General features: G+C 48.2%; 16 protein-coding genes and 2 riboswitches. Of the genes, 14 read left to right on the forward strand and 2 right to left on the reverse strand.

What is annotated here, in order from left to right:
- Nucleotides 1-21 precede the first annotated feature (21 nt).
- Entirely contained in the window at nt 22-2,322 is a 2,301-nt protein-coding gene (gene metE / locus M662_RS03425; protein WP_026578709.1) for a 5-methyltetrahydropteroyltriglutamate--homocysteine S-methyltransferase, read from the reverse strand.
- Nucleotides 2,323-2,468: 146 nt separating this feature from the next.
- A riboswitch (cobalamin riboswitch) is annotated at nt 2,469-2,652 on the reverse strand.
- A 54-nt stretch (nt 2,653-2,706) separates the two neighbouring features.
- A riboswitch (SAM riboswitch) is annotated at nt 2,707-2,810 on the reverse strand.
- Between the two features lie 169 nt (nt 2,811-2,979).
- On the opposite strand from metE, the gene M662_RS03430 reads away from it, so the two are divergent.
- From M662_RS03430 to M662_RS03460, 7 genes are all read left to right on the forward strand, one after another.
- Nucleotides 2,980-4,473, forward strand: a complete 1,494-nt coding sequence (locus M662_RS03430) for an FAD-binding domain-containing protein (protein ID WP_008633996.1) — start codon at nt 2,980-2,982, stop codon at nt 4,471-4,473.
- 142 nt (nt 4,474-4,615) lie between these two features.
- Nucleotides 4,616-5,551, forward strand: coding sequence for an ABC transporter substrate-binding protein (locus tag M662_RS03435; RefSeq protein WP_236096537.1), 936 nt, complete (start codon nt 4,616-4,618; stop codon nt 5,549-5,551).
- 65 nt (nt 5,552-5,616) lie between these two features.
- Nucleotides 5,617-6,633 (forward strand): FecCD family ABC transporter permease, encoded by a 1,017-nt coding sequence (locus tag M662_RS03440; protein ID WP_026578708.1) that lies wholly within the window; start codon nt 5,617-5,619, stop codon nt 6,631-6,633.
- Nucleotides 6,630-7,637, forward strand: a complete 1,008-nt coding sequence (locus tag M662_RS03445) for a FecCD family ABC transporter permease (RefSeq protein WP_008633988.1) — start codon at nt 6,630-6,632, stop codon at nt 7,635-7,637. The genes M662_RS03440 and M662_RS03445 overlap by 4 nt, the downstream gene beginning before the upstream one ends.
- Nucleotides 7,638-7,996: 359 nt before the next feature.
- Nucleotides 7,997-10,573 carry a glycoside hydrolase family 68 protein gene (locus M662_RS19525; RefSeq protein ID WP_081694948.1) on the forward strand — a complete coding sequence of 859 codons (2,577 nt, stop codon included), beginning with the start codon at nt 7,997-7,999 and terminating at the stop codon, nt 10,571-10,573.
- A gap of 87 nt (nt 10,574-10,660) precedes the next feature.
- Complete coding sequence (locus M662_RS03455; RefSeq protein WP_026578706.1) at nt 10,661-12,262, forward strand: glycoside hydrolase family 32 protein; 1,602 nt, start codon at nt 10,661-10,663, stop codon at nt 12,260-12,262.
- A 118-nt stretch (nt 12,263-12,380) separates the two neighbouring features.
- On the forward strand, nt 12,381-12,845 hold the full coding sequence (locus M662_RS03460; RefSeq protein WP_008633981.1) for a divergent PAP2 family protein: 465 nt from the start codon (nt 12,381-12,383) through the stop codon (nt 12,843-12,845).
- A gap of 26 nt (nt 12,846-12,871) precedes the next feature.
- On the opposite strand, the gene M662_RS03465 is transcribed toward M662_RS03460, so the two are convergent.
- Nucleotides 12,872-13,249, reverse strand: a complete 378-nt coding sequence (locus M662_RS03465) for a hotdog family protein (RefSeq protein WP_008633978.1) — start codon at nt 13,247-13,249, stop codon at nt 12,872-12,874.
- A gap of 150 nt (nt 13,250-13,399) precedes the next feature.
- Between M662_RS03465 and M662_RS03470 the strand changes: the two genes are divergently transcribed.
- The 7 genes from M662_RS03470 to M662_RS03500 all read left to right on the forward strand — a co-directional run bounded on the left by M662_RS03470 (nt 13,400) and on the right by M662_RS03500 (nt 22,468).
- Nucleotides 13,400-16,486 (forward strand): GNAT family N-acetyltransferase, encoded by a 3,087-nt coding sequence (locus M662_RS03470; protein ID WP_026578705.1) that lies wholly within the window; start codon nt 13,400-13,402, stop codon nt 16,484-16,486.
- A complete protein-coding gene (locus tag M662_RS03475) occupies nt 16,473-17,324 on the forward strand; it encodes an amidohydrolase family protein (RefSeq protein WP_008633974.1) in 852 nt (283 codons plus the stop codon). The genes M662_RS03470 and M662_RS03475 overlap by 14 nt, the downstream gene beginning before the upstream one ends.
- Nucleotides 17,325-17,457: 133 nt before the next feature.
- Entirely contained in the window at nt 17,458-18,273 is an 816-nt protein-coding gene (locus M662_RS03480; RefSeq protein WP_008633973.1) for a GGDEF domain-containing protein, read from the forward strand.
- 129 nt (nt 18,274-18,402) lie between these two features.
- On the forward strand, nt 18,403-19,311 hold the full coding sequence (locus M662_RS03485) for a branched-chain amino acid transaminase (RefSeq protein ID WP_008633971.1): 909 nt from the start codon (nt 18,403-18,405) through the stop codon (nt 19,309-19,311).
- 83 nt (nt 19,312-19,394) lie between these two features.
- Nucleotides 19,395-20,342, forward strand: coding sequence for a nucleoside hydrolase (locus M662_RS03490; RefSeq protein WP_026578703.1), 948 nt, complete (start codon nt 19,395-19,397; stop codon nt 20,340-20,342).
- 98 nt (nt 20,343-20,440) lie between these two features.
- Nucleotides 20,441-21,025 carry a TetR/AcrR family transcriptional regulator gene (locus M662_RS03495; RefSeq protein WP_008633966.1) on the forward strand — a complete coding sequence of 195 codons (585 nt, stop codon included), beginning with the start codon at nt 20,441-20,443 and terminating at the stop codon, nt 21,023-21,025.
- A gap of 33 nt (nt 21,026-21,058) precedes the next feature.
- The gene (locus M662_RS03500; protein WP_026578702.1) at nt 21,059-22,468 is read left to right on the forward strand and encodes a DHA2 family efflux MFS transporter permease subunit; all 1,410 of its coding nucleotides are present in this window, start codon (nt 21,059-21,061) and stop codon (nt 22,466-22,468) included.
- The last annotated feature ends 35 nt before the right edge of the window (nt 22,469-22,503 follow it).

Consider the following 22,503-nt stretch of genomic DNA (forward strand, 5'->3'; position numbering starts at 1 on the left):
TGCCGTTTGGTTTCTTCTATATTATTGGTGAATGGTTGTCTTTTGCTGCTCGCGTATGTTTTGAGCAGCTTGCTGCATGTGATGAAGGGAAGCAAGTGTTTCCTTGATCCCGCGTGTCTTTAATCCGCAGTCGGGATTGATCCAGAACTGGCGTGGATCGAGCACTTTCAGAGCACGACGGATGCTTTGTTCCATTTCTTCCACACTTGGAATCCGCGGGCTGTGAATGTCGTAAACGCCGAGTCCGATACCTTTATCGTATGCGAACGTTTCGAAAGCTTCAATCAGTTCCCCATGGCTGCGGGCAGTTTCAATGGAAATGACGTCCGCATCCAGTTTGTCAATCGTGGCAATGATTCTGCCGAATTCCGAATAACACATGTGCGTATGGATTTGCGTTTCATCTGCCGCTGCAGCGGTCGCAAGTAAAAAGGCGCGGACAGATTGATCAAGGTACGTCGCTTGTTTATTGGATTTCAGCGGCAGCCCTTCACGTAGTGCCGGCTCGTCTACTTGAATCATTCCAATGCCTGCGTCTTCTAAAGCACGGATTTCCTTTTGGAGAGCAAGAGCAATTTGTTCCGTAACCTCTGCAAAAGGGATATCCTCCCGCACGAATGACCAATTCAGGATGGTAATCGGCCCAGTCAGCATCCCTTTGACCGGTTTGTTGGTCAATGACTGTGCATAAGCGCTCTCTTTCACCGTCATAGGAGCTGGTAGAGATACATCTCCGAATATAATGGGAGGCTTCACACAGCGGGAGCCGTAGGACTGCACCCAGGCGTATTCCGTAAAAGCGAAACCGTTCAGCTTCTCACCGAAATATTCTACCATGTCATTCCGCTCGAATTCGCCGTGAACAAGGACGTCGAGGCCGACCTCTTCCTGGTTGGCGATCCATTCGGCCGTCCTTTCCTTTACGAATGCATCGTATGTTTCTTCGCTCCATGCACCTTTTCGGAAGTTGGCGCGGGCCTTTCTGATTTCTGTCGTCTGGGGCAGGCTGCCGATCGTCGTTGTCGGGAGCAGAGGCAGAGCGAACTTTTCCTCCTGTACCTTCTTTCGATTGGAAAATTCGGAGGCACGGGACGGATGTTTGTCTTTCCAACGTTTTACTTCCTGCTGTACGTTCTCGTTCGAGCGGCCTTCGGAATTCGCAAAGGACCTCCAGTTTCGGGAATGTTTCTCCACCTCCGGCAGGATGATTGCTTTTCCTTGATTGACGCCCTTCGTCAGAAGAACCGTTTCTTCCAGTTTCTGATCAGCGAAGGCAAGGACCTGTTTCAGGTCAGATGCCAGCTTCGTTTCCGATTCGGTCGTCACCGGCACGTGAAGCAGGCTGGTGGAAGGCTGGAGAATCAAGCGGTCTTCCGGCACGATCTTTCTGACAGCATCCGTGATCTGCCATGTGTGTTTCCAATCGTTTCGCCAGATGTTTCGGCCGTTAATCACTCCCGCCGCCAATACTTTATCGTTCGGAAAGCCGTGTTCAGCGAGCTGGGACAGGGTTTGGCCGTTATCATCCACGAAATCAAGGCCGATGCCATCTACAGGAAGTTGAATGACGGAATCATAAGCTTCCACTGCTTCAAAGTATGTTTGAAGCAAAAGCTTGATGCCGCTCACTTCTTTAGAAATGGTGTCATAAACCGATTGAACGAAGCGGAGGTCTTCTTCCGATAAGTCAGTAACAAGAATCGGCTCATCGATTTGAACCCAAGCTGCTCCTTCTGCGGCCAATTCTTGAAGCACTTGTATGTAGAGCGGTACCAGTGCCTGCAGCACTTGTTCGAACGGCTGCTTATCAAAACCCTTGGCAAGCTTCAAGTAGGTCACAGGCCCTAGCAGCACCGGTTTTCCATCAATGCCGAGCTGCTCCTTCGCCTCTTTATAATAGCGGAGCGGCCTGTTCTCCAGAAGCACCGGTTTTGTATCCTTTTCAATTTCCGGGACGATATAGTGATAGTTGGTATTAAACCATTTTGTCATGGAGGAGGCTACCGCTGATTCTGTGCCACGGGCGATGTTGAAATACGTTTCCAGTGAAGTGGGTTCCGTATCCTGAAAACGCTCGGGAATGATCCCGAACATGATGGATGTATCCAGAACGTGGTCGTAATAGCTGAAGTCACCGACCGGAATCAAATCGAGCCCTGCTTCTTTTTGTTTCTTCCAATCCTTGTGTCGGAGGGCAGTCAGTTCTTCCACAAGCTCCTGCTCTGTCGTATCTTTCTTCCAATAGCGCTCCAGAGCTTTCTTCCATTCCCGTTTCTCCCCGATACGCGGGTACCCAATTGCTGAACTTCGTGCTTGTTTCATTTCCCATTCCTCCTGCAGTTGTTTTTCAATCCAATAAAAAAATCTCTCTTACCTACAAAGAGAGACGACGGAGTGACATGGGAAGGATACGTCGAAAAAAGGGTAGACGAATCCCGTTGTCAACACCTGCCTATTCCTCGTAGGACCTAGTGCGGGTTCCAGAGGCAGGTCTCCTGACTTATGATCACGGCGGGCTGCGCCTTCCCATCGACTATGATAGTGGCTGCTGCAGCTCCGCTCCCAATTACAGTGGCGGGACCGTGCCGGATTTTCACCGGTCTTCCCTTTTAAGCCGGGGGACACCCCGGCACCTGTGGAACAGATTATTCAGTTGAATAATAAAAAAAGAACCTCTTGTATGAGAGGTTCTGATTGTACGGACCTCTCTTATCTTTCAGAGCATCTGCTCTGCTGGAATTAGCACCACAATCATATCGATCGGTTGCCGGGTTTCGTAGGGCCAGTCCCTCCACCACTCTGAATAAGAGATTGCTATTGGATTGATTACAAGCATACTAGCATGAGAAAAATAGGGTGTCAATCCGCTCTTCTACAATTTTTTCTAGAAAAAGGATAGAGAGGGGCGAGTATCAACGGGTGAAAAAAATCTATCAAAAAGGTAGAATGTAGGGTATTACTACTCGGGAGCTGGTTATTTTGTTGCGTGTCGTCTGGTTCAAGCGGGACCTTCGTCTCCATGATCATGCACCATTATATAATGCGGTACAGTCGGGAGACATGGTGCTTCCGCTTTACGTTGCAGAACCTTCCATCTGGCAGGGGCAGGAGCTGTCTGCCCGCCATTATCAGTTTGTGAAAGAGAGCCTCCATGATCTGCAGAAGGAGTTAAAGCAGAGAGGCGGTCGGTTATTCGTCGCTGTCGGGGAGATGGAAACAGTGCTGGAAGAGATATACGAGACATATGGCCCGTTTTCTCTTCATGCGCATGAAGAAAATGGAACACCGGTCACGTTTTCAAGGGATCAGAGAGTAAGGTCGTGGATGAAGCAAAAGGGGTTAACCATGAAAGAAGATCAACCATTCGGAGTCTTCCGTGGCTTGAACTCAAGGGACGGATTTTCTGAGCGCTGGGAACAGTTCATGAAGCATCCGGTCTTTCCTGTACCGGAAAAAATCCCGTGCGTCCCGGAAAAGGAATCCGTGTTGACGTTGAATCTGGACCAATTGGACTCGCTGTATGTCGGCGGTTCGACGCTTGATAAAGGACAGAAGGGAGGAGTGGAAGAAGCACATCGGACGTTGGACAGCTTTTTAAGGGTACGCTTCCATTCCTATTCTTATCACATATCGAAACCACTGAAATCAGCACGATCTGGAAGTCGTCTGTCTCCATATCTTGCCTGGGGAAACATATCCCTCCGCTTCGTTGTCCAGCAGACTTGGATGAAGATCAGGGCATGCAGCGATGCGGGAGAAAGAAAGCAGCTGGAGAATTTCTTGTCCCGTCTTTACTGGCACTGCCATTTCATCCAGCGTTTGGAGGATGAGCCCGAAATCGCGGAAGAGTCGATGAATCCTGCTTTTGATCAAGTGTACGAGGAATGGAATGAAGAAGCATTCCGCCGCTGGTATCAAGGAAGTACCGGATTCCCGATGATCGATGCCGCCATGCGTGCCCTTCATGAGACTGGCTGGATCAATTTTCGTTCCAGGGCGATGGTCGTTTCCTTTGCCTGTCATACATTAAGACTGGATTGGCGAAAACCAGCCCGTGCACTGGCGGGGTTGTTCCTCGATTATGAACCGGGAATCCATTACAGCCAAATGCAGATGCAGGCTGGTACAACAGGTTTCCATACCATCCGAGTCTATAATCCTGTCAAACAGGGACTCGACCACGACCCGGGCGGGGCTTTTATCCGGACTTATATTCCGGAGCTTCGCGGCATTCCTGCGTCTTTCATTCACGAGCCATGGAAGCTTCCTTCGTTTGCCTCCTTGGAATATCCGGCTCCCATGATCGATATCCAAGCAGCAACGAAGAAAGCACGGGATACCTTATGGGCTGTGAAGGAGTCGCAAACAGCTGAAGACGAGGCTGGTAAACAGCTTAGGAAACATGGATCTCGAAAGGGTGTAAGGAACAGAGAGACGGTGGATTCGGAGCAGCTTTCCTTTGATTTATTCTAAGTGGCCTTTTAAGAAAGCGGCCGCTTTTTTGTTCAAAAATTTTCCTAAGGAAGCTTTTCAACGGTGGGAATTACTGCTACAATTAACGAAGTTAATTAAGAATGATTATCATTATAGATGTTGGAAGTTGGAGGTAGTCAAAGTGAAAGCAACGAAGTTTTGGTTAGTTACTATTTTTTGTATCGCCGGTTTTGTTCTTGCTGGATGCGGCGCTGAATCCGCAAATCAGGAAGATCAAGGAGATTCGAAGGAAGGCACAAGAACGATTGAACATCAGCTGGGAAAGACGGAGATAGAAGGAACTCCAGAGCGTGTAGTTGCTCTCGAATTTTCCTTTGTCGACAGCTTATGGGAGCTTGGTATGACACCGGTTGGAATCGCTCATGAGAACGATGACGATGTGGAAGGTTTGCTTGGTGAGAAAATCGACTATACGTCTGTCGGAACTAGACAGCAGCCAAGTTTGGAAGTGATCGCTTCGCTGCAGCCGGACTTGATTATCGCCGATGAGAATCGTCACTCCGCGATATACGATCAGCTGCAGGAAATTGCACCGACGATTGTGTTAAAGAGCAGGAACTCTACATATGAAGAGAATCTGGAATCGTTCTCAACAATCGGTAAAGCTGTAGGCAAAGAGAAGGAAGCAGAGGAACGTCTCGAGGAGCATAAGAAGACGATTGAGAGCTATAAATCAGAAGTCGATCCGGACGAAGACAGGGAAATTATGCTCGGCGTCTTCCGTTCTGATTCTTTGAGTGCGCACGGGGCGGAATCCTTTGACGGCCAGCTCTTGAGTCAGGTCGGTATTCCGAACGCCATCAAAGATGCCAAGGAACCGACAGTGAAAATCACCCTGGAACAGATGGTGGAATGGGACCCGGATGTCATCTTCCTGGTGGAAGCAGATGAAGCGCTTCTGGAAGAGTGGAAGCAGAACCCGCTATGGAACAACATTACGGCCGTGAAGAACGGAGAAATCTACGAAGTCGATCGTGCTTTATGGACGCGCTATCGAGGCTTAAAGTCAGCGGAACGTATTGTAGATGAAGCGACGGAAATCCTGTATGACAAATAGGCAGCGGGAGGAAAGCCAGATGTTGTGTCTGGCTTTTTTCTTTGTATAGATTGGAGGAATGGAAGATGGAAGGTATCCATGACCGCCCGTCCGGAAAGAGAGTCAGCCTGACGGTAGGGCTATTGCTTGTCCTTTTGATTGGAGGAGTAGCGCTCAGTTTATTCACTGGACTTACGAAAATTGATGCCGGAACGATAATAAAGCAATGGTGGCAGGGGGAGGAAACGAAAGAGCTGCTCGTTTTCCAGACGCTCAGGTTTCCGAGAGCGGTACTCAGCGTCGTGCTCGGAGCGAACCTGGCTGTAGCAGGTGTCATTATGCAGGCGATTACGAGAAATCCGCTGGCATCTCCACAAGTGTTCGGTGTAAACGCCGGAGCATCGCTTGTCGTTGTGGCCTCCATCGTTTTCCTTCCGTCGATCGGAAGCACAAACCTCGTTTATTTTGCTTTCGCAGGTGCCTTGTTCGGGGGTTTCGTCGTCTTTTCCTTTTCTTCTTCCCGGGGGATGACCAATGTCAAGATTGCTCTTGTAGGTATGGCTGTTCACCTGCTGTTCTCTTCCATGACAAAAGGATTGATTATTTTCAATGAAGAGATATCCGATGTACTCTCCTGGCTGTCCGGTTCCATCAGCGGAGCATCCTGGGGAGACGTCCGCGTGATCCTGCCATGGTCGATCATCGGTCTTGTCGCAGCGTTTCTTCTGTCACGCTCCCTGTCGATCTTTCAACTTGGAGAAGAAGTGGCAATCGGGCTGGGACAAGGAATGAAACGGATTAGAATCACAGCGAGTATCGCCGTCATCCTGCTCGCAGGATCTGCGGTAGCGGTGGCAGGCGCAATCGGATTCATCGGACTGATGGTTCCCCACATTACCAGGAAGCTGGTTGGCGAGGACCATCGGATTTTAATACCGGTTTCCGCGCTTGCCGGAGCGGTGCTGCTTTTGTATGCGGATGTCGTCTCACGGTACGTCGCGTATCCTTATGAATCACCCGTAGGGATTGTAACAGCGCTGATCGGAACTCCGTTCTTCCTGTATCTCGCAAGAAACAACGCCGGGAAAGGAGAGGAACAATGAATAGGAAACAACAAAGAAGTCGGGATTATAAGTCGAAGGCGATACTTGTCTTTCTTACCATCCTTCTAGCAGGGATTGCCTTCTTATCTCTTGGATTCGGAACGGTATATGTTACACCCGGAGAAACGTTGGCCATTTGGACAGAAGAGAATCAACAGCTCTCCTTTTTGATTAATAATCTTCGCATGCCTCGGACGGTTATCGCTGTTTTGGGAGGTGCAGGACTTGCTGTTTCCGGAGCAATTCTCCAAGGAGTGATCCGCAACCCGCTCATCTCGCCGGACGTCGTCGGATTGACAAATGGTGCCGGTTTATTCGCTGTCATTGTTCTTATACTGCTCCCACAGGCACCGATCGGTCTCCTGCCGGCAGCCGCTTTTTTCGGAGCTGCGCTCGTTGCCGTCCTGCTTGTAGCGTTAGCGAGGAAATCGGGGATGAACCCAGCAACGCTTGCATTGATTGGAATAGGTCTGGGTGCGGGATTCCAGGCATTGACAGAGTATATTCTGACAAAATACCCGATGGAAGCGAATGAATCCCTTGTGTGGCTGGCCGGGAGTTTATGGGGGAAAGGGTGGGATGATGTATATGGTCTCCTTCCCTGGATGACCGTCCTGCTGCCAACCTGTCTCCTTCTTTATCGCAGGCTCGATATTCTCAGCCTGAACGAAGAAGCGTCTATCGGTTTGGGTATGAACGTCCGATCTACGCGTTTATTATTGTTAACACTTGCAGTGGCATTGGCAGGGGCGGCCGTTGCAACGATCGGCGCCATCGGTTTTATCGGTCTGGTCGCTCCCCATATGGCACGAGGGATCTTCGGATCAAGACACCAATATCTTCTTCCCGGATCCATGATACTAGGCTCGCTCCTTTTGGTTGTCGCAGATACGGCAGGCAGGACCATACGTCCGCCGATTGAAATTCCTGCTGGTATTTTGACGGCAATTATCGGTGTCCCATATTTCTTATATCTCATTCGCAGAGAGTTGAAGGAAAGTTGATACAAGCAGTCGGAAGAGGAGTGAAAACCTCTTTACCGACTGTTTTTTTACAATCATGTAACAGGTGTTTTGACGCAATGTAACGAGCTTATCCTCCTCTTGTTACATAACATCCACAAACTGACAGCGATGTGTGAACGATTCCCTATAAATTTTTTACAATTATAGATCGCAGGTAATTTTTTCACTTTGTCATAAAACCGTTTGCAATTGAAAAGTAAAGGGTTTCATCCTTGGTTTGTCAACGGACATAATCCATACGAACTGTCTTGATTATGGGTTTGCGCAACTATATTACAATCCGTAATATGAGGACGTAAAAAAACTTTTTCGAGAATTGTTGAGGAGGGGATGTTCGAATGCATTCACAAGGAAAGACATATTCGAAAGTCGGTGTGATCTTGACCATGCTTCTCGGTCTGTTCGTGGGGTTACAGACAGAGGTCTCTGCCAAAGAGCAGGATGATACAGCAAACTGGACAAGAGAAATGGCGCAAAACTATAAGAATACGCCTGAAAATACACCGGAAAATATTGATAACTTCAAGGACGTAGCACCAGATTATTGGATTTGGGATACATGGCCTTTGAGGAACCGCGATGGTTCACTGGCTGAAATCGACGGCTACAAAATCATTTTTGCTTTGACGGCTTCGAAAGATTATACATGGAACGGACGTCACGATGTTGCGAAGATCCGTTACTTCTACTCTAAAGACGGCAAGGATTGGAAACTTGGCGGCCTTGCTTATGATCCTGACAAAGCATACGGCTCCCGCCAATGGGCTGGATCTGCAATGATGGAGAAAGACGGCAAGGTCAACTTGTTCTACACAGCAACTGGAAGAAAGTCAGATGAGGAAACTACATATGAGCAGAGGTTGGCTCGTACGACGTTGACTTTCGACACAGATGAGAACGGGGTGGAAGCGAACCCTTCCGGAAAGCATGAAATTCTTCTGGAAGCAGATGGAAAGTATTATGAAACACAGGAACAGAAGACAGGAGATATCATCTACTCTTTCCGTGATCCATGGTTCTTCAAAGATCCGAAATCCGGCAAAGAATATCTGTTGTTCGAAGGAAATTCCGGAGGTACGGAAAAAGCATGTGAAGCTGGAGATATCGGAAGTACATCCTTCCAGAAGAATCATGATGTTCCGGAAGGTGCGGAAGATTATAATGGGAACGTGGGAATCGCCGTTGCTGATGACGGAGATTTAAGTGATTTTGAACTGCTGCCTCCACTGTTGGAAGCAGATTGTGTAAACCAACAGTTGGAAAGACCACACTTAGTTTATAAAGACGGCAATTATTATTTGTTTACCATCAGTCACAAATTCACCTTCGCTCCTGGACTGGAAGGGCCGGACGGACTTTACGGTTTTGTTAATGACTCCCTGCGTGGGGATTACAAACCGCTTAATGACAACGGTTTGGTTGTAGCGAATCCGGAAGATGACCCATTCCAAGCATACTCCTGGGCCGTTCTTCCGAATGAGAACGTCATTTCATTCGTGAATGAATACAAGGATGAGAACGGAGAAGATCAAGTAGGAGGATCCTTTGCTCCTACATTGCAATTGGATCTGGATGGTGACGAAACAAAGATCGTTGGCGAATTGGAAGACGGGCAGATCCAGTACCCGGATAACAAAGAGGAAGACGAGAACGAAGAGAAAGAGCAGACACCGGAATGGTCTGCTGAAGACGCAGATAAATTCAAGCGTACCAAGGATAACACGGTCGACGAAATCGATTTGAAAGAAATAAAGAAAATCGCTCCGGACCTTCATATTTGGGACACATGGCCGCTGAGAGAACGTGACGGATCCATTGCGAAAATAGATGGAAAGGAAATTATTTTCTCACTGACTGCACCGGCGGATGTCCTTCCTGGCAAGCGCCATGACATTGCTGAAATCCGTTACTTCTATCGTGAAGATGGAGGAGACTGGGAGCTTGGCGGTAAAGTCTTTGAAGACGGTGAAGCACTGGGTTCCCGTCAATGGGCCGGCTCTGCTATGGTAGATGACGGAGAGCTTCACATGTTCTATACAGCGACAGGACGCAAAGGCGAAGAGAAATTGTCGTATGAGCAAAGACTGGCGACGGCTTCCGCAGATATCAAGTCCAGATATGGAAAGATTTCTTTCGATAACTGGTCCGACCATGAAGTCATTCTCGAGCCGGATGGCGAAACGTACCAGACGATGGAACAGTCCGAAGAGGGAGACATCGCTTATACTTTCCGTGATCCATGGTTCTTCCAGGATCCTAAGACAGAGGAAGAGTATATTCTCTTTGAAGCGAACTCCGGTGGAACTCCTGCAGAGCGCGCTGAGAAAGACGGAAAAGAGCAGTCCGAATCGACTCTTTATAACGGAAGCATCGGAATTGCTAAAGCACAAAACGACGAATTAACGGAATTCAAGGCACAGGATCCACTTCTGGAGGCAGAAGAGGTCAACCAGGAGCTGGAACGTCCGCACATCGTTGTTAAAGGTGGAAAATATTACTTGTTCACAAGCACTCATACGAATAAGTTCGCTCCGGGAATCAGCGGAGAAGATGGCCTGTACGGCTTTTATGCCAAAGACCTGCAAGGGGATTACGAACCGCTTAATGAAAGTGGACTCGTGTTGACCAACCCGGCAGATGAACCTTACCAGACATACTCCTGGACCGTAATGCCGGACGGGAAAGTCATCAGCTTCGCAAACTTCGCGGACTTGGACGGCTTGACCATCGATGAAATCGGCAGCCAGTCCGAAGCTTACCAGTTCGATCACTTCGGCGGGACTTTGGCACCGACCGTAGAGCTGCAGTTGAGTGGTAAGAAGACGAAAATCAAAGACATCCTTGATCCTGGAGTCATCTCGGATGAAAAAGGAAATGGGAAGCACAAAGTAAAAGGTCCAAAGCATAACGGATAACAGTCTGAAAGCATAAATAGAGCCTCTTCACTAAGGTGGAGAGGCTTTATTTAAAGTTACGTCTGACAATAAGGCAGGAGGTTTAACATGTCGAAACAAATGCGATTCACCTTACTTGGAGGAATCGTCCTTCTATTGATAGCCCTTCTCATCTATCTCATCGCCAACATCTCCTCTGAGGGGAACAAGGATCTATCGGAAAATCAGGAAAATCTAGAAAATCCAGTTGGAAATCAGGAGATACCTGCTGAATATGATCAATCATTCCGCCCTCAATTCCATTATACTCCGGCAGAGAACTGGATGAATGACCCGAATGGAATGGTTTATTATGAAGGGGAATACCACCTTTTCTATCAGTACAATCCGGAAGGGGACCAGTTCGGTAATATGAGCTGGGGCCATGCGACAAGTAAAGACCTTGTCCATTGGAAAGAAGAAGAAGTGGCGATGACGCCTGATGAGAATGGAATGATTTTCTCGGGCAGTATTATCGCTGATGAAAACAATAAGAGTGGACTTTTCCCGGATGGAGAAGGCGGTTTAATCGCTTTTTACACCAGTGCAGGAGACGTGCAGGATCAACGTATCGCCTACAGTACGGATAAAGGCAGAACATGGACGAAGTACGAGGGGAATCCAGTCGTCCCGAACCCTGATATAGAGGATTTCCGTGATCCGAAGGTCGTTTGGCACGAAGAATCAGAGCAGTATATCATGCTGCTTGCCGCCGGCAAGAAAGTGATGTTCTATGGATCTAAAAACCTGGTGGACTGGGAGTACCTGAGCGAGTTCGGGAATGTCGGCGCCCAGGACGGTGTCTGGGAAACCCCGGAACTGTTCGAGCTGCCCGTCGACGGTAACGAAGAGGACACCCGCTGGGTCCTTCAGGTGGATATGAATCCCGGCAGCATCGCCGGTGGATCAGGAGGGCAGTACTTCCTCGGTAACTTTAACGGGAAAGAGTTCATTCGTCAGGAGAAGACGGACGACATTAACTGGGTTGACTTCGGCAAGGACTTTTACGCTGCCCAAGCCTTTAACGGCATGGACGACCGCACCGTTTGGATGGCCTGGATGAGCAACTGGGAGTATGCGGCAGATATTCCGACCGACCCGTGGCGCGGAGCGATGTCCATTCCTCGAGAAGTGACGCTTACGAAAGATAAGAATGATGAGGTGCAGCTTGTCCAACAGCCGGCTCCGGAATTGGAGCAGCTGCGCGGGGATCTTTTATACGAAACGACGGATGAGACATTGGGTGGAGCGAAACCTCTGTCTGATATAGAATCCCAGACGTATGAAATCGTAGCGGAATTTGAAGTCGGGTCTGCTGGAGAGTTTGGATTCCGGGTCCGCAACTCGGATGATTTGAAAGAAGGCACTATCGTCGGTTACGATGCGAAAAATGATCTTGTATTCACAGACCGTGCGGATTCAGGGAAAACAGACTTTCATGAGAACTTCCCCGGGGTGTACCGTGCTCCTTCTTCTGCAGAGGATGGAACAGTGAAGCTTCATTTGTTTGTCGATCGTTCCTCTGTGGAACTATTCGCAAATGGCGGACGGCAGGTTATGACGAACCGGATCTTCCCGTTCATGGAAAGCAACGGATTGGAAATGTACAGTAAAGATGGAGAGGTCACCATTAAATCCATGCAGATTTATGAAATGAATACGATTCACTGAAACAAAAGAGCCTGCTCCCTGGAGCAGGCTTTTCTAATGAAAAAGTGGGAGTCTGCTGCATAAAACTTTGTGCTTCGGGTAATGAAAAGAAGAGTGGTATTTGTGAAGGAGGACGATCATGCAGAAAATGAACAGGGGAATCGTTACAGCCCTTTCAGCTATTGGAATTGCTCAAGGGTTGAAGATATTGACACATAAGCGCCTGACAGGGAAGTGGGATTGGAAACAGGTCGCTACGACAGGGGGGATGCCGAGTTCCCACTCTGCCGGAGTGGCGGCACTTGCTTCTTATATCGCATCCAACCGCGGTTCGAGACATACGGAGACGGCGCTCGCGACAATCTTCGGTGTCATCGTCATGTATGATGCTCAAGGAATCAGGCGTCATACCGGAGAGATTGCCCAGCTTGTCAATGACCTCGAGGATAACGTCGCCCAGCTTTCCGGGGATTTCCCAAGTCTTGAATTCGTCGAACGGGATAAAGAATTGAAGGAACTCCTCGGTCATCAGCCGGTCGAGGTGCTTGGAGGAGCTGTCCTCGGCATTCTGCTTGGTGTCGCTTCCGCTAAAATTGAGGGATAACAGCACGTATATCGTGCTGTTATTTTTTATGCCTGATTCAGTATGACTCCATTACTGGAACCCACGAGTACTTCTTTTCCTTTTTGATTACGATAAACGGACGACATCGCCACTCTTGTCTTTTGGTCAAGCACTTCGACATCTGTCACCATGACTTCGCACGTAATGAGATCTCCTGTGAAAACGGGCCGCAGAAATTCGCTGTCCATATTCCTCGCTATGTAGTTCAGGTCGCCGCCGATTTCTGTTCCGATGCTGGCAGTCAGTAAACCGTGGACCATCAGCTGTCCTTGTTCGTTCTCTTCCAGATGATGCCTTCCCTGGTCTTTAGATAATTCACCAAAAGCCAGCACTTCCTCCTTCGTAAAGCTTCTTTCTTTCCTGAATGTGTCTCCAATCTTCATAAGACCGCCTCCTTTTCTCTATAGTCTACCATAAAATGAATCACCGTTCAGTTTAAAGAGTGTATTTGACGGAATATTCTTTACTTTATTATTAGATACTTCTACACTGATAGGTAGAAAAGTAAATTTTCCCAAATGGAGGATGCTGTTATGCAGACGCTAAATCAGGTGAAAGTCGTGGAGTATGAAGATCGTTATGCCGCAGGGATTGCGAAGATGTGGAATGAGAGTAGAGACGAATGGGGAGGAGATTCGGCTGTAACGACGGAAGAAGATGTGATGGAGAAAGAGGGGAAATCTTCGAACCTCAACCTTTTTCTTGCCGTGATTGAGGAAGAAGTCGTCGGTTACTGCGGACTATCCGAGTACAGAGAAGACAAAGGAGCGCTCTATATCCCACTCTTGAATGTCCATCCCGATTATCATGGGAAGAAGATCGGTAAGATGCTGCTGAAGAAAGCTATCGACCAAACCGTTGCCTACGGCTGGCCTCGACTGGACTTATTTACATGGCCCGGAAATACGAAAGCTGTCCCGTTGTACAAGAAGTGCGGTTTCTTTTGGGAGGACAGGGATGATACGACTCACTTGATGAACTTCCTCCCGTCCATCCTCCAGTTGGAGATGCTGAAGCCCTTTTTCGAGAAGAACGATTGGTACGAAACGAGCAGTCGTCTCATTGAGGTAAGACCTGATGGCATCGAAGAGGGAAAACATACGTGCTATGAATATAAGTGGGAAGCAGACGGCTCGTATGTACGGGTCCAATTTGAGCGGACGGGGCGAAAAATCAGACTGGTGGAAACAGAGCGTTTACTGGTGGAAATGACTGCCTCTGATTTTCGAGTTCTGGAGGGAGGAGACAGTTCGATTACATACCGGATTCGGAATTATGATCCGGAGCCTCTCACCGTTCATTTGCGTGGAGCCGGGGATACCTCTGTCCGGCAAGGATGGCAGAAGGATGTACAGGTGAGTGATGAGTGGAAAGAAACGGTCCCGCTCGACGTCGAGGCGGCCGGTGTTGCTCCCAACCCGTGGCAGGCGCACCCTGTCGCCGGAATGGATATAGAATTAAATGGGTGTATGACACCGCTTCGGATGGGGTTCTTTCCGGTGAAAGCAGGCCGGGTGCGTGTCCGGACGCTTAAGGACCATTGGCTGCCGGGGGAAGAAGAGACCGTTTATCTCGATTTAGAGAGTGAATGGAAAGAGCCTTCCCACTGGACAATCCACCTTCCGAACCAGCCGTTGATCGACTGGGAGGAGAAGGTAATCCGCACGTTTGTGGAAGCGAACGGCCGCTGTTCTGTTCCTGTACCTGTCCGACTTGTAAGAAATGGCTGTCTTGAAGGAAACATCCATGTGACGATGGAAGCTCCTGATGGGGAAAGTCTGGAGTTCACTTCCTTTCTCCACGCTTCTTTTCCCGGAAAAGGGGCAAAATTCGGCGGGGAATCGGACACACATATGTATGCCTACAACGGCCCTTTTTTCCTTGAAGTGGAAAAGAGGAATCATATTGTAGAAATCGGAAAGACAGGCGCTGTTAATGAGCCGGTCGTCCTGATGACGCCAAAGCTGGGACTCCCTTACACAGAAGAATTCTCGAAAAAAATGATTCATGATGTCGAGTTCATTGAGCTTCCGGAATGCATCGTCCTGAAAACAACGATGATATCCGACAGTATGACAGGGCTGCGGATGAATGTGTACATGCATTTACATGGGGATGGATTGGTGAAAGTCTATCACGAATTAATTAATGAAGGACTGGAAGCCAAGGAGGCTGTCTCTCTACTCCAGCCTGTGTATCCAAAGTTCGAAGGGTTGGTGATGCCGGTAGCTGATGGTGCCCTAACCGCTGATGATTCTCTCGTGCCTTTCGTCGATGACCTTCCGATAAAAGATCTTTCTGAGAACTGGTTGTTCACTTCTCCTCGGACAGGAGAAACGACAGGCTATGCCTGGTCCGATGATTGGAAGGGAAGAAAGGATGATTGGAAATTCAGTTTGGAGTCTTATACGGACGTGCTGCATCCCGGTGAGGCGTGCCGGATCGGACCCCTTCAAATAGGCATTCAGACAGATCGGGATTGGCTTGAATGGCGCCGGTATTCGGAAGGAAGCACTGGAAAGATCCTGCCGATTGTCCCTTTATTTGATATGAAGGCAGACTCGACAGCAATGGTAGGAGGAGACGTCGTTTATACATTGCAGTCCCGGATGAACTCTTATTTGGATGGAACGTTCCGAGTGGAGCGACGGCAGGAGATAGCAAGCAGACCCATAGACAAAGCGGATCAGAGGCACGAGGCTGACCTCTCCTTTCAAACACGTCAGGCGGGCATTTATGAGGTGAAAGGATTCTATCAGGCGTCAGGCAGGGAGACGGAATTTCATAAAGTGGAACTGGTCAAGGGAGCGAAGCAAGTCGAAGTGTCGGAAAAGGACGGCGTGTGGACTGTACAGAATGGTGTCCTGGCTTATAAGGCATCTTCTGCTTATTTCCCAGGCATTTTCTCCTTGGTTGTGGATGGACGGGAGTTCCTTCACCACCAATATCCTCAAGCCGAGCCGAAGTCCTGGTGGAATCCATGGGGAGGGGGACTGCGCTACAGCCTGCGCGGTGTCAATCCTTTCTCAATATTAAAGGAAGAGACAAGGGTCACGCAGGTGAAGAGGGCAGACCAGGAGGGATCCATTTGGGAAGGGATCTGTTTAAGCACTACGTTCCAGGTGCATAAGGAGCGAAAGGGCACCACCCTTCATCAATATATGCTGACACTGCCGGAAGTCCCGGTGGTAGCCGCCTACGCCGATATAGAACAAGACTCTGGTCGGACATTTACGGAAGATGAGCTGACAATGGAATCCTTTTGGAAACCATCGGACAACCTGGACTCCTGTTATGCTGTCATAGATACGAATGGTCCGCCGCAGACCTTTTATGCAGGCGTCGAGGAATTCGATCTCTCTGTATCCGATATTGCACGGATCGGTTCGAAAGATACTGGAAATTCGATGACGATGGTTATACCGGAAGATGCGTCAGGGGCGGATATTTATATGAATAAAGAGGTGCTTCTATTAGCAGCGAAAAGGAGCTGGAGGGCGGCGGATAAGGGCAGGGTGACCACCGATCCTTCTGTGCTTATGTTTGGGGAGATAGCAGCGAAAGATCGTTCCTCGTTTCCGAAAATAGCGTTCAGGGACAATGCCGATGCAGATTATTGATGCGCATATCCACTTTTCAGCGATCCGGAGCTTTGAACAAACGGCAAAAGAGCTTTCCCATGTCGATTATTCCGGTCTCGGCCTACAGAAAGAGATGGCAGAAGCCGATGCTCTCTATGCGATAGGTATGGGGGTGACGGAATCAGAATCCGGTGGGTTTCCCGATCACAGGACAAAGACGCCGATGTCATTGGATTTGGAACCAGTGCTTCCTCCGAATGTTTTGGAGTGTCCAGGGATAAATCCTTATCATCTCGATGCGTCCGCTCTTGACCAGTTGGAACAACGTTTGAAAGAACCACGCGTGGTTGGCATAAAAATCTATTTGGGCTATTATCCTTTCTATGCATACGACGCTGTCTATCAACCTGTGTATGACCTGGCCGCGGCTTATGATGTTCCGGTAGTTTTTCATACAGGAGATACGTATTCAGAGAGAGGATTATTAAAATACTCACACCCGCTGACTCTTGATGAAACGGCCGTGCAGAGAAGAGATGTCCAGTTCATGATGGCTCACCTTGGTGATCCGTGGGTACTGACCGGGGCAGAACTGGTTTATAAGAATCCGAATTTGTATGCGGATTTGTCGGGCTGGGTGGTAGGCACGAAAGCGGTACTTGCAGGGAAACAGGTAGATAATTATTTCGACCACGTCCGTCACGCCCTTACGTACTGTGGTCATTATGAGAAACTGTTGTTCGGATCGGATTGGCCGCTCGCTCCGATGAAGCCGTACGCAGAATTCATCGGTTCCTTTCTTCCTTCTGCTCATGTAGAAAACGTCTTTTATAATAATGCCATGCGTTTATTTCCTAAATTAAACGGGCAGTTTTGATTCCGTTGGAAATATAGGAAGCACCTCCATATGCTTGGAGGTGCTTTTTATTGTTTTCTTCTGTAACCGGCATGGGTATATAATATTATTCGGAAGATGCCGATATAGGAATAAAGACATGGTGGTGAAAAGGATGAAGTGGAACTATTTATGGATCATGTTTGCTTTTTACTTAGTGCTCGGCTGTATCATCGGAGGGCTGTTTGTGCAGTTTATGCCCAAAGTCATTCCGATTCCACAGGATTTGCAATGGTTCTTCACATTCTCATCCATCACAGCAGGCCTTCTGCTCGGTTTAATCAATTTCTTTGTATTCTACTTCTTCATTCACTGGTTTTTGAATTACCATAAACGACTTTTCCGATCTATCAAGGAAGGGGATCTGTCCGTACGGTCCCATATGCGTTCCTCCGGGTCACTGGCGTTATTCACAAACGGGGTGAATGATACGTTGGATACGCTTCAAACGACGCAGCGTTTCGTCACGACCGACGATTTAACAGGACTTCTGAATCGTTCAGCGCTCCAAAGAGATGTATTGGAGCTTAAGAAAGGAGAACGGATGCACCTGTTCTTTCTTGATTTGGATGACTTCAAACAAATCAACGATCGTCATGGTCATTTGGCGGGGGATGCTGCCCTTAAACATTTTGTAGCTGTTCTTCACGAAACTATGGATGAAGCAGGTACACTTTACCGGTACGGCGGAGATGAATTCATTCTCATTTATGAAGGGAATGCCGATACGAATGACGTTCGCAGCAAGGTCCACCTTGCTTTGGAAGAACCGCTCCTTTTTCATGAACAAGAACTGCGTATAAACGTCAGTATAGGATTGTGCAGCTTCACTGCAGGCGAGCAGGATCTCTTGTCCGTTATTAATGAAGCAGACAATTTGATGTATGAAGTAAAGCAAGGAAAAAGTGTACAAAAGATCCTGACTTTATAACAGGCGTCGGGGGGCTGGTTCTGAAAAAGGACCGGAAAGGATAGATATAAGAAGAGTATGTCTCGAAACTAATCCGTCAACTTCAATTCTCAGGCTTTTGCTGAGCTGATAGTAAAGGTGTGGAGATAGATGCTATTTATGTTTGATCAAGGTCGTTTTGTAGAGGAGACACTTCCCACGGTGAATGTCAGGAATAAAGGACTGAATTATGGTTTAGGATGCATTGACGGTATCCGGGCTTTTTGGAATGAGGAGCATCGGCAGTTGTATGTTTTTCGGTTGGCAGATCATATCGATCGTTTTTACAAATCCGGGAAACTGCTCTTCCTTCCCATTCCATATGCCGTACCAGAAATGATCGCGATTGTCAGGAAGCTGCTTGTGCTTAATCACGTAAAACAGGATGTTTATATTCGTCCGCTCTGTTTCCACGGGGCGGATATGTTACGTCCGGATATAGCTGGTGTCAACAACCGAGTGGCTGTGTTCACAAGCTATTTGGAATATGAGCCGAAGCCGGTTTTAAGAGCTTGTGTTTCTTCCTGGAACAGGATTGGAAGTAATATGATCCCCCCTCAGGCGAAGCCGACGGCCGGATACTTGAATTCAGCCCTTGCTGTCAGTCAAGCGTTGGCAGATGGATATGATGAGGCGATTTTTTTGACGAAAGACGGAAACGTGAGTGAAGGGGCGACAGAGAATATATTTGTGGTTCAAGGGGACTGTGTATGGACGCCTCCTGTTGCGGATGACATCTTACCGGGAATTACACGTGCTACGGTTATGGAGATTTTATGGAAGGAGATGGGGATCAAGGTAAAAGAGCAGAGTTTGGCGAGAGCCGAGCTGTACCGGGCTGATGAAGTTTTCTTTACAGGTACAGCCATCGGTATTAAGCCGGTGGTTGAAGTGGATCGACGAAGGGTGGGGACAGGGGAACCCGGTTCCATCACATTGGCCGTCCAGCGTATGTATGAAGCGGTGGTTCGCAATGACATGCCCGGATACGATCATTATTGTACACCGATTTATCTATAAGAACCCCGGCTTTTTGGAAAAAGTCAGGGGGATTTGGTGTACAATAAAGGTTGTACATAGAAGAAAACCTTGGGGGACTGTTCATGAGAAAAGTAATTATTGATACAGACACAGCCGGAGACGACACGATTGCTATTCTTACGGCTCTTCACAATTTTCAAGTGGAAGGGGTCACCATTACAGGAGGAAATGTAGACTTCGATCAGGAAGTGGAAAATGCGTTGTATACGATCGAGGTGTCCGGAGGCGGACGCTATGTTCCTGTTTATAAGGGATGCGAGAGGCCGCTTTTAATGAACGGGGAGGCTGGTCACCGCACCGTAGAGGATGTACATGGCGAAGATGGAATGGGCGGGGCGCACTTTCCGAAAGCGGAGCAGCGGCCGGAGGAAGGACATGCCGTCGATTTCATTATTGAGCGGGTGAAGCGTTCCCCCGGCGAGATTGAACTGCTTGCGATTGCGCCGTTAACGAATATTGCGTTGGCGATCAAGAAGGATCCGAGCATTATTAAAGCGATCCCGCACTTGTACATAATGGGAGGAACAAATAATTCTCTTGGGAATATTACAGCAGCAGCAGAATATAATTTTTGGGTGGACCCTGAAGCTGCGCGCATTGTTCTTCACTCAGGCATACCCATTACAATGGTCGGCTGGGATATGTGCTTGGAGTATTCTATCATGGATGATTCCGATCATGAGGAGATAGCGGCGCTTGGTACGAAGGGGGCGGACTTCTTCGTGCAGATAAACGAAGTCGTCAAGAAATTCAATAAAGAAGTGCACCGATTAACAGGAACGACTCATCCGGATACGTTGCTTATGGCGGTTGCAGCCGACGAAGAATTGATGACGAAGTCGCATAAATATTATGTGGATATAGAAACAAAAGGAGAGCTCACGAGGGGATACAGCCTTGTCGATATTAACAATCGTTCCGGAAAGGCACCGAACGTGCGTGTCTGTGAGCAGGTAGACAGGAAAAGGTTTAAAAAGCAGCTGTTGGATGTGTTGAGAGCCATCGATTAAAATGACCGTTTGTTACGGTCTTTTTTTATTGACTTTGCCTTCAAATACGATTAAATTTATATAGACCGTTCGTCATAATTATTGAGGGAGGAGTAAGAATGAGCAAGCATGCAGATACGAAAGAAATCATTCTGAATACATCATCCAACCTTTTCCATATACAAGGATATAACGGTACAGGTTTGAGTCAGATCATAAAAGAAAGTGGGGCTCCAAGAGGTTCTTTGTACTACCATTTCCCTGGTGGGAAGGAAGAAATCGCATTGGAAGCCATTGCCCGGATGCGGACTGCGGTCGCGGAAGACTTGGAGAAGAGCCTCAGGCCTGGAATGGATGTCGGCGAAGCTTTGAAGCAGCACATACTGGACATCGCCGACATGTTCGAAAGAGGGGAACCTGGAGAGGGCGTTCCCATCGGCCTGATTGCCTCAGAGACTTCTATTTGCAATGAGAACCTAAGGCTCGCATGCAAGCAGACCTATCAACATTGGAATCGTTTCTATGTGCAGGCTTTGGAAGCGTCGGGTTACAGTAAAGAGCGTGCGGAAGACTTGGGAATAAGCATCCACGCAATGATTGAGGGTGCGTTTATTTTGGCGAAGACGATGGTTAACGGAGAACCGCTCCGAGCAATCGCCAGACAAATGCCGTATTTGTTGAGTAAAGAAAAAGAGGAGAGATAAGCAATGCAGATGGATGCAGCAGCATCGGAAGAAATGAATACATCAAAACAGGCCATAAAGCCGATGCCGATCATTATTTCACTAGTGGTCGCAGGCTTTGTGGGGCTGTTCAGTGAAACGGCGCTTAACATGGCGCTCAATAGTTTAATTACCACATTCGGGATCCAGGAAACGACCGTCCATTGGTTAACGACTGGATACCTGTTGACACTAGGAATTCTTGTTCCTATATCAGGTTTGATCCTGCAATGGTTTACGACGAGACAGCTTTTCACAGCATCTCTTATCCTGTCGATTATAGGAACATTAATTGCGGCACTGGCCCCGGTATTCGGAGTTCTTATGATCGCACGGGTTGTTCAGGCAGCTGGAACGGCGTTGCTGCTTCCGCTTATGTTCAACACGATCCTTGTCATCATTCCACCGAAGAATCGCGGAAAAGTTATGGGAGTCATCGGGTTGGTGATCATGTTTGCGCCTGCTGTCGGTCCGACGTTATCCGGACTGATTCTTAACAATTTCACGTGGCATTGGATTTTCTGGTTCTCCCTTCCGCTATTAATCGCAGCGCTCTTGTTCGGTTTTGTTTATATGCAGAACGTGACAGAACCAACGAAGCCAAAAATTGACGCTCTGTCCATCGTTTATTCTACATTCGGATTCGGCGGAATCGTCTATGGCTTCAGCAGCACGAGCGAAGGATGGGGACATTTGGTCGTTGTCCTGCCGCTCATCGTCGGAGCGATCGGGCTTGCATTCTTCATTCATCGTCAACTGAAACTGGAACAACCGATCCTTGATTTGCGTGCGTTCCGTTATCCGATGTTCACCGTCGGTTTGATTATTATTGTCATTACAATGATGGTCATTCTATCATCTATGATTCTTCTTCCGTTGTATTTGCAGACTTCCCTTGCATTGACGACGTTTGCGGCAGGGCTGCTTCTGCTTCCTGGGGGAATTATCAATGGTTTGATTTCTCCGATCATGGGTGGATTATTCGACCGGTTCGGTCCTAAGTTCCTTGTCATTCCAGGGTTCGTCATCATTCTCGCAGCAATGCTTGGGTTTACGACTGTCGATATGGAAACGACATCCGCTTGGATTATCGGCCTCCATATCGTCATGATGATTGGTGTCTCCATGGTTATGATGCCGGCTCAGACCAATGGTTTGAACCAGCTGCCGGCTGATTTATACCCGGATGGAACAGCTATCATGAATACGCTCCAGCAGGTTTCCGGTGCGATTGGAACAGCGGTTGCTATTTCTATTCTATCATCCGGAACCGCCCGTTTTATGAATACGGTCGACAATCCGGCTGATCCGATGAACCAGGTCCTTGGTTTCACCTCAGGGGTTCAAGGTGCTTTCTGGTTCGGTACGATTATTGCAGGGGTAGGTTTGATTCTTTCCTTCTTCATTAAACGTGTCAAAGTATAATGAAAAAAATCCATACGCCGCCCGGGCGTATGGAT

Source organism: Bacillus sp. SB49 (assembly GCF_000469135.2).
Classification (GTDB): domain Bacteria; phylum Bacillota; class Bacilli; order Bacillales; family Halobacillaceae; genus Halobacillus.

What these genes read in the sequence shown, in the direction of transcription:
- metE (WP_026578709.1), bottom strand. Translation starts at nt 2,322, where the DNA reads ATGAAACAAGCACGAAGTTCAGCAATTGGGTACCCGCGTATCGGGGAG.
- M662_RS03440 (WP_026578708.1), top strand. Translation starts at nt 5,617, where the DNA reads ATGGAAGGTATCCATGACCGCCCGTCCGGAAAGAGAGTCAGCCTGACG.
- M662_RS03445 (WP_008633988.1), top strand. Translation starts at nt 6,630, where the DNA reads ATGAATAGGAAACAACAAAGAAGTCGGGATTATAAGTCGAAGGCGATA.
- M662_RS19525 (WP_081694948.1), top strand. Translation starts at nt 7,997, where the DNA reads ATGCATTCACAAGGAAAGACATATTCGAAAGTCGGTGTGATCTTGACC.
- M662_RS03455 (WP_026578706.1), top strand. Translation starts at nt 10,661, where the DNA reads ATGTCGAAACAAATGCGATTCACCTTACTTGGAGGAATCGTCCTTCTA.
- M662_RS03460 (WP_008633981.1), top strand. Translation starts at nt 12,381, where the DNA reads ATGCAGAAAATGAACAGGGGAATCGTTACAGCCCTTTCAGCTATTGGA.
- M662_RS03465 (WP_008633978.1), bottom strand. Translation starts at nt 13,249, where the DNA reads ATGAAGATTGGAGACACATTCAGGAAAGAAAGAAGCTTTACGAAGGAG.
- M662_RS03470 (WP_026578705.1), top strand. Translation starts at nt 13,400, where the DNA reads ATGCAGACGCTAAATCAGGTGAAAGTCGTGGAGTATGAAGATCGTTAT.
- M662_RS03475 (WP_008633974.1), top strand. Translation starts at nt 16,473, where the DNA reads ATGCAGATTATTGATGCGCATATCCACTTTTCAGCGATCCGGAGCTTT.
- M662_RS03480 (WP_008633973.1), top strand. Translation starts at nt 17,458, where the DNA reads ATGAAGTGGAACTATTTATGGATCATGTTTGCTTTTTACTTAGTGCTC.
- M662_RS03485 (WP_008633971.1), top strand. Translation starts at nt 18,403, where the DNA reads ATGCTATTTATGTTTGATCAAGGTCGTTTTGTAGAGGAGACACTTCCC.
- M662_RS03490 (WP_026578703.1), top strand. Translation starts at nt 19,395, where the DNA reads ATGAGAAAAGTAATTATTGATACAGACACAGCCGGAGACGACACGATT.
- M662_RS03495 (WP_008633966.1), top strand. Translation starts at nt 20,441, where the DNA reads ATGAGCAAGCATGCAGATACGAAAGAAATCATTCTGAATACATCATCC.
- M662_RS03500 (WP_026578702.1), top strand. Translation starts at nt 21,059, where the DNA reads ATGAATACATCAAAACAGGCCATAAAGCCGATGCCGATCATTATTTCA.